At 59.3% G+C, this 12,528-nt stretch carries 16 protein-coding genes and 2 pseudogenes; 4 read left to right on the top strand and 14 right to left on the bottom strand.

Going from position 1 to position 12,528, the window contains the following annotated elements:
• Positions 1-591: 591 nt before the first annotated feature.
• Positions 592-1,671: a TIGR03118 family protein gene (locus AC07WT_RS36625; protein WP_494950728.1), complete on the top strand. Its 1,080-nt coding sequence runs from the start codon at positions 592-594 to the stop codon at positions 1,669-1,671.
• Here the strand turns inward: AC07WT_RS36625 and AC07WT_RS36620 are convergent.
• Positions 1,668-1,865 (bottom strand): hypothetical protein, encoded by a 198-nt coding sequence (locus AC07WT_RS36620; protein WP_494950727.1) that lies wholly within the window; start codon positions 1,863-1,865, stop codon positions 1,668-1,670. The two genes, AC07WT_RS36625 and AC07WT_RS36620, sit on opposite strands and share 4 nt — an antisense overlap.
• 450 nt (positions 1,866-2,315) lie before the next feature.
• On the opposite strand from AC07WT_RS36620, the gene AC07WT_RS36615 reads away from it, so the two are divergent.
• Positions 2,316-3,038 carry a methyltransferase domain-containing protein gene (locus AC07WT_RS36615; protein ID WP_494950726.1) on the top strand — a complete coding sequence of 241 codons (723 nt, stop codon included), beginning with the start codon at positions 2,316-2,318 and terminating at the stop codon, positions 3,036-3,038.
• 680 nt (positions 3,039-3,718) lie between these two features.
• Here AC07WT_RS36615 and AC07WT_RS36610 read toward each other — a convergent pair.
• Both AC07WT_RS36610 and AC07WT_RS36605 read right to left on the bottom strand, forming a co-directional pair.
• A pseudogene (locus tag AC07WT_RS36610) lies at positions 3,719-3,895 on the bottom strand (hypothetical protein); the annotation flags it as partial.
• 225 nt (positions 3,896-4,120) lie between these two features.
• Positions 4,121-5,290, bottom strand: coding sequence for a lactonase family protein (locus AC07WT_RS36605; protein ID WP_494950725.1), 1,170 nt, complete (start codon positions 5,288-5,290; stop codon positions 4,121-4,123).
• Positions 5,291-5,969: 679 nt separating this feature from the next.
• Here AC07WT_RS36605 and AC07WT_RS36600 point away from each other — a divergent pair.
• Positions 5,970-6,131 carry a hypothetical protein gene (locus AC07WT_RS36600; RefSeq protein WP_492595709.1) on the top strand — a complete coding sequence of 54 codons (162 nt, stop codon included), beginning with the start codon at positions 5,970-5,972 and terminating at the stop codon, positions 6,129-6,131.
• 52 nt (positions 6,132-6,183) lie between these two features.
• On the opposite strand, the gene AC07WT_RS36595 is transcribed toward AC07WT_RS36600, so the two are convergent.
• Positions 6,184-6,891, bottom strand: coding sequence for a nuclear transport factor 2 family protein (locus tag AC07WT_RS36595; RefSeq protein WP_494950724.1), 708 nt, complete (start codon positions 6,889-6,891; stop codon positions 6,184-6,186).
• Positions 6,892-6,978: 87 nt separating this feature from the next.
• On the opposite strand from AC07WT_RS36595, the pseudogene AC07WT_RS36590 reads away from it, so the two are divergent.
• Positions 6,979-7,263: pseudogene (locus AC07WT_RS36590) on the top strand (VOC family protein); the annotation flags it as partial.
• Between the two features lie 139 nt (positions 7,264-7,402).
• On the opposite strand, the gene AC07WT_RS36585 reads toward AC07WT_RS36590, so the two are convergent.
• The 10 genes from AC07WT_RS36585 to AC07WT_RS36540 all read right to left on the bottom strand — a co-directional run bounded on the left by AC07WT_RS36585 (position 7,403) and on the right by AC07WT_RS36540 (position 12,474).
• Complete coding sequence (locus tag AC07WT_RS36585; RefSeq protein ID WP_494951136.1) at positions 7,403-7,798, bottom strand: hypothetical protein; 396 nt, start codon at positions 7,796-7,798, stop codon at positions 7,403-7,405.
• A gap of 95 nt (positions 7,799-7,893) precedes the next feature.
• Positions 7,894-8,070, bottom strand: a complete 177-nt coding sequence (locus AC07WT_RS36580) for a hypothetical protein (protein WP_494950723.1) — start codon at positions 8,068-8,070, stop codon at positions 7,894-7,896.
• Positions 8,071-8,106: 36 nt separating this feature from the next.
• Positions 8,107-8,532, bottom strand: a complete 426-nt coding sequence (locus AC07WT_RS36575; protein WP_494950722.1) for a hypothetical protein — start codon at positions 8,530-8,532, stop codon at positions 8,107-8,109.
• 93 nt (positions 8,533-8,625) lie between these two features.
• Complete coding sequence (locus AC07WT_RS36570; RefSeq protein ID WP_492595705.1) at positions 8,626-8,817, bottom strand: hypothetical protein; 192 nt, start codon at positions 8,815-8,817, stop codon at positions 8,626-8,628.
• Between the two features lie 76 nt (positions 8,818-8,893).
• Complete coding sequence (locus tag AC07WT_RS36565) at positions 8,894-9,112, bottom strand: hypothetical protein (protein ID WP_408357365.1); 219 nt, start codon at positions 9,110-9,112, stop codon at positions 8,894-8,896.
• 479 nt (positions 9,113-9,591) lie between these two features.
• Positions 9,592-10,500: a TIGR02391 family protein gene (locus AC07WT_RS36560; protein WP_494950721.1), complete on the bottom strand. Its 909-nt coding sequence runs from the start codon at positions 10,498-10,500 to the stop codon at positions 9,592-9,594.
• 19 nt (positions 10,501-10,519) lie between these two features.
• On the bottom strand, positions 10,520-10,714 hold the full coding sequence (locus AC07WT_RS36555) for a hypothetical protein (protein WP_494950720.1): 195 nt from the start codon (positions 10,712-10,714) through the stop codon (positions 10,520-10,522).
• 96 nt (positions 10,715-10,810) lie between these two features.
• Positions 10,811-11,245 (bottom strand): type II toxin-antitoxin system VapC family toxin, encoded by a 435-nt coding sequence (locus AC07WT_RS36550; protein ID WP_494950719.1) that lies wholly within the window; start codon positions 11,243-11,245, stop codon positions 10,811-10,813.
• On the bottom strand, positions 11,214-11,447 hold the full coding sequence (locus AC07WT_RS36545) for a FitA-like ribbon-helix-helix domain-containing protein (RefSeq protein ID WP_492582768.1): 234 nt from the start codon (positions 11,445-11,447) through the stop codon (positions 11,214-11,216). The genes AC07WT_RS36550 and AC07WT_RS36545 overlap by 32 nt, the downstream gene beginning before the upstream one ends.
• A 301-nt stretch (positions 11,448-11,748) precedes the next feature.
• A complete protein-coding gene (locus tag AC07WT_RS36540; RefSeq protein WP_494950718.1) occupies positions 11,749-12,474 on the bottom strand; it encodes an IS6 family transposase in 726 nt (241 codons plus the stop codon).
• Between the last annotated feature and the right edge of the window lie 54 nt (positions 12,475-12,528).

Here is a 12,528-nt window from a genome sequence, read left to right as displayed (position 1 = left end):
GGACGACCGGTAACCAGGGCAAGCCTGCTACGGTGGTTTTGTCGCGGGAAGAGCGTTGGGGCGAGCGAAAGGACTACTGGGCGGCGGACGGCGTTGTACTCCGAGCCGTTCTGAGCTGGCCTTGCCTGATTGTGTGCATGAACTTGGGCGCCCAAACCTGGGCTTTGCCGATGGGCCTAGATAGAGCCAGGCTGGGTTGATTGTCCTTGCCCACAGATCAATAGTCTCCGCCGCGTTGCATGATCTCTTGCGCGAGGGCCACCTGGGTGCCGATCGCACCCGGGCTGCCTTTAAGGGAGAGGAACGTCAGCAAGCGGCCAACCTCCGAGATGCACAGGAGTCACTGCTCAAGCGCACGCGGGCGAACGGCGCCGCATCCTGCAGGCAGTACAACCCAGCGTTTGAGGCTGCCGCGAGTTCAGCTTTGTGAGCCGTTCCTTGATCTACTGGTTGTCGTGTGTCTCTCGGGCGACACCCCGCCGAACGCAAATCCATCGCGCACCCTGAAATAGTTCGCCGGCAAGGGAATAAAGCGGCGTTACCGCACGTTCAGTAATCTCGTTGACCTTCGGTCAGATGAGGAGCGCTGTCATGAAATCTCTGCTTAAGGTATTGAGCATCGTGGCGGGCGGTGCGGCTTTGGCGAGTCTGGTCGCGTGTGGCGACGGGTCCGTCCACGTGCAATCGTTCACAGCGACCGCGCTGGTTTCGGATGGCGCCGTCCCCGCGCCGCACACCGACGCGAACCTGAAAAACCCCTGGGGCATCGCTTTCAATCCGAAGGGCTTCTTCTGGGTCGCGGACAACGCAACGTCGGTCGCCACCCTCTATGACGGCAACGGCGTGCCGCAATCGCTCGTCGTCAGCATCCCTGACGGCAGCAGCGGTCCGGCAAATCCGACCGGCATCGTCTTCAACGGCACCACGGATTTCGTCGTCAGCCAGAGCGGCAAGTCCGGCGTGGGCGTTTTCATCTTCGTTGGCGAGGGCGGCACGGTTACTGCATGGTCGCCAGCGGTCAGTCCGACGGCCGCGATCACCGTGTTCGACGACGGCAGCGGGGGCGCGGTCTACAAAGGGCTTGCGCTCGCAAGCAACGGTGGCGCGAACTTTCTGTATGCCACGGATTTTCACAACAGCAAGATCGACGTCTTCGACAGGACCTTCACGAAAGTCGCGCTGCCTGGCAAGTTTCAGGACCCGACGTTGCCGGCCGGATTCGCGCCGTTCGGCATTCAGGCGATCGGCTCGAAGCTCTTCGTGACCTACGCAAAACAGAATGCGGCATTGCATGACAATCTCGACGGCCCGGGCCTCGGCTTCGTCGATGTATTCGATACAGCAGGTAATCTCATGCAGCGCTTCGCATCGGCCGGTCCGCTGAATGCACCCTGGGGCGTCGCGCTGGCGCCCGCCAACTTCGGTCCGTTGAGCGGCGACGTGCTGATCGGCAATTTCGGCGAGGGCACCATCAACGCTTTCGATCCGACCAGCGGCCAATTCGTCGGCACCGTCAAGATGCCGAATGGAGCCCCGTTCGTGCAGGCCGGGCTGTGGGGTATTGCGTTCGGTAATGGACTCGATAATCAGCCTGTGAACACGCTGTTCTTTGCCGCAGGACCTAATGACGAAGCGGACGGCGTCTACGGACGCATCGACGTGCAGAACTAGCGATCGTCGCGCACGTTCGTTGCGACTGGAGAAACCTGCACCAGGGTGTGCCCGGAAGTCACCTTGCGTTCCTTGAGCGCGTCCCGGAATGCTAAGGAGATCCCGGTGGCAAACGGCCGCAGATTCGCATGCAGTTCAGTCGGCGATTGATGTCTTGCACCGATCCGCTTGATCGCGAGATAGCGTTGTTGCATGGCGCGAAGCGAGGACGAGATTTTTCCTTCCCCACACGTTATCCGAGCTGCCGCTCCCGGCGTACGGATTTCGGACGTGCGATTGAGCACGGCCGCGCCGATGGGGCGCGCTCCTCGGGGTAGTCGTCCTTTTCGCGCAAATCTGGCGGGCGCTGCTCGCAGTGCACCGTCCAGCAAGGCTTTGCGGTATCACAACACCCCGTTGAGGCGTTACTTCATAAGCCCTTGATAAGTAAGCGATTTTGAATGCAAAGCGCCAGAATTTCCACGAAAAGGACGATTCCACCGTGATGGACATGACATGCATCGGTCGATTGACCTATGCTTCCCGAGGGAGAACCGTCGACCCGGGCGCTTCGAGTGGCGTTTGCAATGGGGCGACTTCCGGACTGGAGGCCCCCTATGTCCACCCAAGTAGATCGCGGCGAGCTCGAAACCAAGGTCCAGGCGATGTACCGCGACGTCGCCGAGCATCCGCACGGCGAATTCCACTTCGAAATGGGCCGCGCGCTGGCCGAGCGGCTCGGCTACCCGACGGCCGACCTGGACCGCGTCCCCGCCGAGGCCATCGATTCGTTCGCCGGCGTCGGCTACTTCTTTCACCTGCTCGACGAGATGGAGGGCACGCGCGTGCTCGATCTCGGCAGTGGCTCGGGCATGGATACCTTCGTCTCCAGCCTGTTGACCGGACCGACGGGTACGGTGATCGGACTGGACATGACTGACGCACAGCGCGCCAAGGCCGAAGGGCTCCGCCGGCGCCACGGCGTGCGCAACATCACCTATGTCAAGGGCTACATCGACGCCGCGCCGTTCGAAGATGGCAGCTTCGACGTGGTGATCAGCAATGGCGTGATCAACCTTGCCGTTGACAAGCTTCAGGTGTTCCGCGAGGTGGCGCGGCTGCTGCGCCCGGGAGGCCGGCTTGCGCTTGCAGACATCGTGACCGATGTCGATCTGCCCGAAAGCATTTCATGCAACTCGACGCTGTGGGCCGCCTGCATCGGTGGCGCCTGGCAGGTCGAACGCTACAAGCAGACAATCGAGGCGGCCGGCCTGCACGTCGTCGCACAGCAGGTCAACGACAAGTATCGCTTCCTGTCTGACAATGCCCAGCGGGCAACGGAGAAATTCGGCGTCAGGAGCGTCTCATTACGTGCAGACAAACCGTGACCGGGGCGGTCATCGACTATACGTGCTGAGTCTGGCGTCACGGCGTTATACCGGAACGTGACCTCGATCCCCGTTTGCGCCGCCCCTGATGTGATGGGACGCAGTCTCGTAGAGACGCTCATGGGAGCGATGAAAACCGTGGGGTAGCGATTCGGGTTCAGGTTGCCGTTGACGGCACCCAGCCATTCGGGCGCGGCCCCGAAATCCGCGGGATAAATTCCAGTTGCGACAAGTTTTCCGGCAAACGTATGGCCATCGAGTCCGTAGCCCCTGCAGCCGTTGTCACGATCCCTTTCGTGATTGGCCGCCGCGGGCAAAAATCGACGTGCCACGACATCGATGGCCACCCGCCGGACCAACAACCAACCCATAGTGGTCCGCGTAAACCGGTACCGGAATGACGCGAGATCCATACGGCGCAGCGTGTGGATCGCGACGTCAGTCTTCCGCGCTACCTGGCCGGTGACCAGGTGAATTCCCTGAAGCGCTCGTCCAGGGGTGCCGTCAGGAAACGGACGAAATCGTACGCCAGACGTCCGGGAAGCCCTGTCGCATAAGGCTTGGCGCTAACGCTGCGTTCCGACCCTTGGCCGAAAAACGGAGTCCATTCGCAAGCTGTTGATTATATTGATTGTGCGGTGCGGCTATCGTACGTTTTCGTCCGTTTCCTGACGGCACACCCACATGGTTGCACAACCGCCGGTGCAGGCGCTTTTCCCCGGCACCGTGTCTTTATCGTACGTGTAGAGCGTCATCCCATCGTCGTCGATCACCATGCCGTTCGAAATCCTCGGTGCCTCAGCAAGGCAGGTGACAGGCACAGCGCAGGCAATGGCACACAGCAAGATCCTGATTATGATTTCCGTCCTTATAGAAACGTGGCAGCAATGCGCAAACGCAACCACGACGCATGAGGCATCGCGATCGCAAACGAGGCAAGCCGCCGTGCCAGCCGTAGCCCGCGTCTTGCACCGCGGCAACAGGTAAACGACCGGGTGGGCGCTTTATTCCGTGTACAACCACACCCACCTCGGCGCTCAGTGCCGAGGTGGGCTTCGATAGCGCGCACTTCTGGCATTCGCTCAAGGTGTGCTTTGACGCAATGTCCAGACAGTCGAAGTGTTGGTGTTGTCGTTGACTGCCGCGAACTGCGGCTGGCCACTGCTGCTGCGCCCAAACGCGAGGCCGAATGCCGAGCCCGACGTCGGATCGATCTGCATCTGCGCGATAAAGCGTCCGTCAGGCGTGAACTCGACGATTTCGCTCGGTTGCTGCGGGTCGGGATTAACCGCGTCGCCATTCGACGTGACGAGATCGCCATTGGGCGCAAGCGCCAACGCCAGCGGCCCGTGAAGGTGGGTGTTGTCCTGGTAAATTACCCTTCCCACGCCGCCATCGTGCGTGATCGACGCAGCACCTGAAACCGCGAACACCGCATTGTCAGCGGTTGACGCGACATAGAGCACATCATGGGCCGCATCGTAGGCCAGTCCTGTTGGCCCGACAACGAGCGCCGCGGGATCGGTCCGATGCGCATAGCCGGACGCAATGATCAGCGAGCTTTGCAAAAGGGTCGCGTTGCTCTCCCCGATGTTGATATCGAGCCTGGCCACCGTGCCGTTCAACACGTTCGAGACGAATGCCGTGACCCTCGACCCCTGATCGACGATCACCGTCATATCCCACGGGCCGTTTAACAGGGTGGAACTTTTCAGTTCACTGAAGAGCCCGCCTTGCGGGTTGATCACCAGCAGCGAGCCGGGTGAGATGACGGCTGTGCCGCTCTTGGTCGGAAGATTGCCTACCAGCACAAAGCCGCTCTTGAGCACTGCAAGTGCGGTAGTGAGACCGAGGTCGCGCCCCTGAAAAAAGGTGACCGGCTTGCTGTCGGTGACGAGCTTCACGATGGTCGTCCCGGTGCCTTGCAGGTTCGACTTGGCGTTGAAGTTGGACACCACGACGTCCCCCGGCTTCAGCGTGCTCCATGACGGCACGCCGCTTGGCACGAAAGCAATGCCGTACGGATTGAGGTCGCCGTTGGCTGGAACGGTCGATGCGCTCGTGGACGACGGCGGCAGAATCGTCGCGTCAGTGCCTGCCCACGCGGAGCCCAACGACAGTGCAAGCAGGCCCACCCCGCATGCCGCATTTCGCAGGCCACGGGCAGCGGCATGAAATGTCCGCTTTGGCTTCGCGAGCCGGGTGACGTCAGCGATCGGATCGAGAGAAGACAGATGGCGTAGAGTTTTCATGTTGTGACTCCATTTCGCAAAAGATCGGCCCGCTTGTCGATTGGCAAGGCACGGGTATCCGGCGAGAGCTCGCGATGCACCAACGCGGGTAGTCGCTGTGCGTAAACGGACATCGAAGCCTTTTATTCCTTCGCATTTGCACAGCCTTGACGGACAGCGCAGTGCGGATCGCACCGGTCCGCATGAATGAGTTGTCCGCTCCAAACGTTTGTGGGATCGGGGAGCCGGCCTGGAACTTCCTGTTACGGGTCCAAAGGGCCGAGACGGTTCACGCGAGCTGACTCATCTGGCGCTGCGCCAGTTGCCGGAACAGTCCGGGCAATCGATTGCTCGTCCTCTGCGGCAAACACCGTGGGCGTTGCTGTCAAACGACACAAAGTTGTCCGAGAAATGACCCAAAGTCGTCCAGCACCGCTCGCTGTGCCTTATAAACTGGTCTTTGGGTCTGGACGACTTTGTGTCATTTGACACTTGCTCAAGGTCGTTAAGTGCAAGCGTGACGGTTGCCTGACGCAGTTTGTCGAATTGCTCAGTACCGAGCGTCGTACGCAGTTGGCGCAAGAGCGTCTCCCGCAGCTAGAGCAGCACCGGCGAACGAAGCAAACGCCGCTATCACGGCTGGATAAAGAACGCTAACGGAGAAAAGGCGGGCCGCCATACGCAGAATTGGGCGTTTAGCTTGCGTTTCGACGATCAGGCGGGGTGTCTTTCGGCGGGACGGCCGGCATCGCTTGCGGTCTTGAGCGGCGATCTGCGCGAGGTTGCGCCGCATCGAATCTCCGAGGTCGACACGGTGATAACGCTGTTCGAAGGGGAGGCGGTGTTCGGCAGCCGCGATTGAACCGCGCCGCGCTGTCGAGACCCACGGCAGACAGCGTGTTTCGCCGGATCGACTAGAACATCGTGTTGTCGTTGTCCGACTGCTCGGACACGGGTTGAATCACATCCCAGTGCTCGGCGATCTTGCCGTGCTCGACGCGGAAGATATCCACGATGGCGTTGCCGCGGTCTTGCGGGTTGCTGGTCGAGTGAACATGCAGAAAGACGAGATCGCCGTCAGTCGCACTGCGCACGATGGCCGAACGAGCATCAGGGGCATGCTTGAAGTATTCGGTAAAGAAGCTGATGAACGGCGCGGACCCGGTGGGCACATGCGGATTGTGCTGAATGTAATTCGGTGCGAGCACGGTGCTAGCAGTCCTGAGATCGTGCCGGTTGAACACCGCCTCGTAGAAGTTCACGACTAGCGCGCGGTTGCGCTCTTCCTGGGCAATATCGCGAGCGGCCGGATGAACCGGCGCGACGCTATCTTCGGCGCGGGCCACATGGCTCGCGATCAGCACAAAGAAAGCAGCCGCTGCCGCGCGCTGGAGCAGGGAGGTTCTGTTTGGCATGACGGTCCCCTTCTTTTCGTTGAAAGCCGGCGGCTTCAAGGACTTTAGCATCCGCAGGTGGCGACGACGAGACGGATCTTGCCGGCGCATCGCCGCTCCCGCGCCGAATGGCCTGCTGCATTGCAACCGCGTCGCCATGCCATCTGCGCCGGCCCTGGAACCTGGGCCATAGCGCGAAAGCCTGCAACACCGACGCGCTTGCAGCATAGGGCAAGTCCCTAAGGCGATTTAGCCGTGCATTACCACATTCGTGTTGGCGTCCCTACGCTTGATTTAACAACACGGGGGTGCGACATGGCCAAGCTGATCCACACGATGATCCGCGTGCAGGACTTGCAGCGCTCGCTGCAGTTCTACCAGCAAGCTTTCCATTTCAGCGTCGCGCATCGGCTCGACTTCCCCGAATTCACACTGGTTTATCTGCGCAATGGCGAGGCCGATGCGGAGATCGAACTGACGTGCAACAAGGGCCGCGCCGAACCCTATACGCATGGCGACGGGTAGGGCCATGTCGCAGTCTGCGTCGGCGACGCGAAAGCCGAACGACAACGTCTGGTCGAACTCGGCTTCGCACCGAACGCTCATGACGGCGAGATCGGTGCCGAAGGACGGATGCAGGAAGCGCCCGTATTCGAAAAGGTTCACAACGGGGATGTCGTGGCAGCTGCCGATCGGACCGACCTGATCGGCTGTGCTTCGCCAGTTGGGCATACTGTGGTCAATGTGGTTGGCCGAGGCAAGCGTCAGCGACATCGACAATCGGCTCGCTGTCGGCGTGAGCTTCGTAAAAGCGGTCGACGCATCTTATCTGAAGGAAGGTCCACCACGTTCCGGGTGGATCGTGACCCAGCCACATCACTGTGGCCGCTGCCTTTGTCCGAAGACCCCATCGTTGCCAGTCAGAGCCGGTTGGCGAAAAATGGCCTTGCTTGTCCATGTACAAGTTCAGGTCCAAGCCGTATCGCTTCAGGTATGGCGGGTTAAGGAAATCGTCGATAGTAGGTATTTCGCCACGGTTAATTCGTGCTCTTTCGATGGCCTCGTCCAGACGGAAGTCGCTGATGGCACGGTTGATCACTGACAACTGAAACAGTAGCATTGCGCCAATTGCCATGCACGTAACACCTATGCAAAGCACGAGCGCCACAAGAACGCGCCTTCCGGTTATCGATATCCGTGACACTCGCGATGCCCCATCGTTCGCTTTTCCTACTCGTGGTCCCGAAGGTCGGCCAACGACTCTTCGAGCGTATCCGTTGCGTCCAGGTGCAGTTGCACGACGGCGTCATTTAACGGCTCGCCTGATGGCATCTTGCGCGACTCGGCTGAGTCACGTAGCACGTTAATCGCAGCCCGCAGTGCGAGTGCTTGGGTCAATTTCGACATGGTTTGCTTTTCCTCGGTATGCCAGGCCGCCGCTGATTACTCTGCGCCTGGCGCTTCCTTGTCCAGTTCGTTGTAGCCCTCGGCGGGGTCATCGCCGATCACATCCTCAAATTCGAGCGATTCGGGGAAGACGTCGAGCGCCGACGCGGTTAATTCCTCGGCCAAGGCGCTGATCGAATCGATCCATTCCTTCGTCGCGATTCCCCTGTCGCCGTTCTGCCAGTTCGCCGACCTATCATCGAATTCATCTTCAAGCTCACGATGCACGTCATCTAGCATGCCCCGCACCGCATCGACCTTTTCGTTATATGCGTCCACGTCTAGTTCCAGCTTCGCACGTGCAGCCGCAACCGCCTCATTGAACACACGCACAGACTCTCCCAACGTGCTCCGCTGCGCCGTCAGTTCGCCGAACGCTGCATCGATGCGCTTCTGATCGGCGGCTTTGATCTTGAATGTCATGCTTGTCCTCTTTCGTGATACCCGAGTCCTGCTGCTGGGCCGCGTCATTTAACTCACGATCGCCAAGGCTTTTCCATGCTCCAGATTCACGCTCTACTGCTTCTGCCAGCCCATGCGCCCATAAGCTGCTGCGCAATCGTCAATCTCGTGTTGAGCGATGATCGGGAAAATTCCCGGCGTTGTTGCATTGCATTGAGCCACTTGCCCCGTCTTGGGATCACGAAAAACCGCCGGTGATGCACATCCGGCAAGCATCAGCGCGACGACGATGATCGTTCGATTCACGTTTTCTCTGTCGATGATGGGTCTTGTGCTGCTACGACGACGATTCTGCCTCGCGGTTCCTTGCGTTAGGATCGCGTCACTCCTGAGTCGCGGTATAGCAACTCGGCGCTGTTTTTGCTGGTGGGGTGCCTTGCCAACAACGCTTCATTTCGCCCGTGTTCGTATCTAATCTCCACGCATTGCCGCCGCCATCCACAGCCAGTTGGTAGTGGCCTGATGCCGTGGGCGAAGCATCATGCGATGCTTGGCCGCAGCCAGTGAGGATCAGGGATAGCGCAATAGGGATGAGTTTCATATGGCTTTTCCTTCCAATTTGACCCGAGCGGCGCTTACGCTTTCGGCTGATTCGCGTTCGGCAGATTTCGAACTTCGATAGGAAACGGTCACTCTCCGCGGAATGCCTCTGCAGCCTACTGCGTAGGCGAAGGTGTGCAAGGTGAAACCGGAATCAACACCCTACGATCTGTCGACGCGACCGCGATCGGTCGGCCCCCTTTTGTGTAGAGCAACTGAAGGGAGCCACGTGGACCGTGGCCGCTGTCGATGTCGGCCGCCAGATTAGCGCCCGCTGGAATCCCCCCGACGCTCAGTCCCGACATCATTGCCGGACGATGTTGCGGATCATGCCAATTGACATTGGCAACCTGCACGTAGAAGTTTGGCAGTGTGCCATGGCTATAGAGGGTCCCCAGCGTCTGCGTCAACCTGATCGCACACGTGGCGCACGGTGCAGGGCGGTTCGCCGACATCAGTTGTTGGCCGACGCGCTGCACCTCAGCTTGGCATGACACAGGGCCTTGCACTTGCGCATGCGCGGGGAATGCGTGAAAAGCGGCCAACGCGCAGACCAAATCCACAGCCCGCCAAATAGTCGCCAGACGCCGGCGCGGCGCATTGAAAGAGGTAACGGATCCGATCAACGTCATGGCAAAATAGCCGCAGAGTTCGGCGCGTGTCGACAATTCGCATTAGATGTGACGCGAGCATCACCATCTCTTGCGCCTCGCGCGCGTCGGCAATCGTGACGGTACGATGCGAATGCGGATTCTTGTACGAACCAATCGCCCCGGCGAAGAGGTGTTGCAGCGCTTCGCGCTCCGCTGTCGGTTGCGACGGATCTGAGAGCGGCCCGTTCGCAGTATGAAATGCCTTGCGCATCAGATCTGTGCCGACGTCGGTAGCCGCGAGGCCTGCCGCATCCCGAACTGCTACCTCGACGGACTTGAAGGCAGCAAAAACAGCCTCGTCATAGTCGCCACGCGCAAGGCTCAGCCAAACCTTTTCCGCGAAAACCGGATGCAGAAGCGTTTTCGGGAACTCGAAGGCTTCTCGGAACGCACGGAACCCATGGTCATCCACCAGGGCCTCTCCGCGACGGCTCACAACAAACCAGCCATTGCGGCCGTTCGGCTCGCTTGCCGGCACAATCAGCCCGGTCACCTGCAGCCAGTTCCATGCCTCAGCGAGCGCCATGTCGATCTCCACCTGCTTGAGCCGCGGATAGCCGCCATTCGAATCGAAATTCGCGCCATACAGGTATGGGGTTGCGGTTGCCGTTGTGAACATGTTGTTTTGGTTCACGCGGTCTTGCTTGGCAAGGCGTAGGAGGATGGGCGCTAGCTCCTCGGGCGCAAGGGCGAGCAGCATGTCCGCATCAGGAATCAGCGCGTGCAGAGTAGTCATCGCGAGGCTTTTCCGATATTTATGTGGCATCCGCGGCGCGAGCAGCCAGCTCCGCCAAATGCTCGATTACCTTTGCTCGCGGCCGGCCTACAAAGATCACTTCTTGCAAGGCCTGAGGCTGGCTGGAAAGGCTCATGATGTAAGAGTCGCGTCGCGCAAACAGGTCCAACGGATCGCGCTCGACAATGGCCTTCGCCCCGTCAACGAAGCTCACAACAACGCTCTTGTCGGGAGTCGGCTGACACGTCCGATACGCCTGGCAAAGCGGACAAATCCGTCCGTATGTCAAGATGGTCCATGGTGCTTTTCCTTAGTCAAAGGGATTCAACAACCGGACCCCTGTTCCTGCAAAGTCATCGACGTTGCGCGTGACAACGGTCAGGTCATGAATCAAGGCTGTGGCCGCAATCAGTTTGTCCAAGGCATGCTCTGGATGCGGCACGCGGAGCCGTCCCCATAGTTGGCCGATTTCTTCGTCCACAGACAGAACGTTTTGGGCATAGTCAACCATGATCGCCCCAAGCCACGTTTCGAGGATTGTCGCCTGCTGTGTGTCGCCCCTGTGGCGGATCAACTCAACTCCACGGCGCAATTCCGCAGCGGTAACGACCGACAAATAAATATCGCTGTCGTCTCGCACCGCTTGGCGGAAGAAAGCACGCACCCCTTTGTTCGCGCGGTCCCGTTTTCGGACCTCGCTGATAACGTTCGTATCAACCAAATACACGCGAAGCCTCGCCGTCATCGACGCGCTCAAAATCCGAATCCGCACCGACGTTTGGAATACCCGTTAACACTTCCGCAAAGCTCTTACGCTTGGGCTTTCGCAGCGCCTTTGCCAATATTTCGCGATGTTCGGCTTCGGCGCTGCGGCCATGCGCAGCGGCCAGTTCGCGCAGACTCTGCACCAAGGCGTCGTCCACGTTGCGCACCAAAAGATTTGCCATTGCAATGCCTCCTGTGATGTTGATATCAATGATAGCATTCAGGCGACGGATTGCAAGCATTGCTATCATCGAAAACGACGTCCAGCTTTAACTGATATCGGCACGTCAAAGCGTTTTCTTCAGTCCCACTCCAACTGATCGAACGCCGATAGCGCATCGCGCTGCTCGCGCGGCGTGACGTCCAGATAGGGTGAGACGTGATCGAGATGGGAGTGTCCTAACAATAGCTGAACGGTATCTAGCGAGGGTTCTGTCGCGATAACGAAGTGCTGTCGAAAGAATGCACGTTTGTTAGCATTCGTTAAATAAGCAAGGAGTAAAATTGCTCGGCGCTGGAAGGATGAGTTCCGTGCGCCGTCTTCATTTGCCCTTTCCTGATCATATGCATCACTTCGATGCCGGACATTGTGATGCGGGCGCACCGAAAATCCTTGAAACCCATCATCGGCCTGGCGATGCGTTTGATCGCCCGGTGATCCTGCTCTACGATGTTATTCAGATACTTGACCTGGCGGACCTTGATCGGCGTTTCCCTTTCAGCATTGATACTCTGGATGGCGGCCAGATTGGCTCCGCTTTTGTCCATGGCGACCGTCTCGGGCACGCCGTTCTGGCCGATGGCTTTCTCGAAGTAGCGACGCGCCGCGGCCTTGTCACGGCGAGCCCTCAGCAGGAAATCGACGGTGTTGCCCGCCTTGTCAACAGCGCGGTACAGGTATTTCCATTCGCCACTGACCTTGATATAGGTTTCGCCCATCCGCCAGCTCTTGCCGACCGGGCGCTTGTGCTTGCGGAACGCCTTTTCGAACAACGGCACGAGTTTGATCACCCAGCGATGCACGGTTGAATGGTCAACCTCGAAACCGCGTTCAGCCATCATCTCCTCGAGATTGCGCGTACTCAGCGAGTACGCCACATACCAGCGCACACACAGCAGAATCACATCCACCGGATAGTGCAGTCGCTTCAGAACCTTGGCGACACCTGCGGGTAACGTCTTTCGCGGCGTCTTCTTCGTCTTTTCCATCGCGAGCTTCATCAAATTCTTGTCGCCCTGATTTTACCTCCACGCCTTAATGCG

This window comes from Paraburkholderia sp. GW821-FHT02A12 (genome assembly GCF_059422005.1).
The sequence above is the reverse complement of the archived record's forward strand: the minus strand, read 5'-3'. Positions and strand labels throughout refer to the sequence as shown.

What these genes read in the sequence shown, in the direction of transcription:
- AC07WT_RS36605 (WP_494950725.1), bottom strand. Translation starts at nt 5,290, where the DNA reads ATGAAAACTCTACGCCATCTGTCTTCTCTCGATCCGATCGCTGACGTC.
- AC07WT_RS36580 (WP_494950723.1), bottom strand. Translation starts at nt 8,070, where the DNA reads ATGTCGAAATTGACCCAAGCACTCGCACTGCGGGCTGCGATTAACGTG.
- AC07WT_RS36540 (WP_494950718.1), bottom strand. Translation starts at nt 12,474, where the DNA reads ATGGAAAAGACGAAGAAGACGCCGCGAAAGACGTTACCCGCAGGTGTC.
- AC07WT_RS36595 (WP_494950724.1), bottom strand. Translation starts at nt 6,891, where the DNA reads ATGCTGCAAGCGCGTCGGTGTTGCAGGCTTTCGCGCTATGGCCCAGGT.
- AC07WT_RS36615 (WP_494950726.1), top strand. Translation starts at nt 2,316, where the DNA reads ATGTACCGCGACGTCGCCGAGCATCCGCACGGCGAATTCCACTTCGAA.
- AC07WT_RS36560 (WP_494950721.1), bottom strand. Translation starts at nt 10,500, where the DNA reads ATGACTACTCTGCACGCGCTGATTCCTGATGCGGACATGCTGCTCGCC.
- AC07WT_RS36550 (WP_494950719.1), bottom strand. Translation starts at nt 11,245, where the DNA reads ATGACGGCGAGGCTTCGCGTGTATTTGGTTGATACGAACGTTATCAGC.
- AC07WT_RS36575 (WP_494950722.1), bottom strand. Translation starts at nt 8,532, where the DNA reads ATGACATTCAAGATCAAAGCCGCCGATCAGAAGCGCATCGATGCAGCG.
- AC07WT_RS36620 (WP_494950727.1), bottom strand. Translation starts at nt 1,865, where the DNA reads ATGCAACAACGCTATCTCGCGATCAAGCGGATCGGTGCAAGACATCAA.
- AC07WT_RS36625 (WP_494950728.1), top strand. Translation starts at nt 592, where the DNA reads ATGAAATCTCTGCTTAAGGTATTGAGCATCGTGGCGGGCGGTGCGGCT.
- AC07WT_RS36565 (WP_408357365.1), bottom strand. Translation starts at nt 9,112, where the DNA reads ATGAAACTCATCCCTATTGCGCTATCCCTGATCCTCACTGGCTGCGGC.
- AC07WT_RS36545 (WP_492582768.1), bottom strand. Translation starts at nt 11,447, where the DNA reads ATGGCAAATCTTTTGGTGCGCAACGTGGACGACGCCTTGGTGCAGAGT.
- AC07WT_RS36585 (WP_494951136.1), bottom strand. Translation starts at nt 7,798, where the DNA reads ATGGCAATTGGCGCAATGCTACTGTTTCAGTTGTCAGTGATCAACCGT.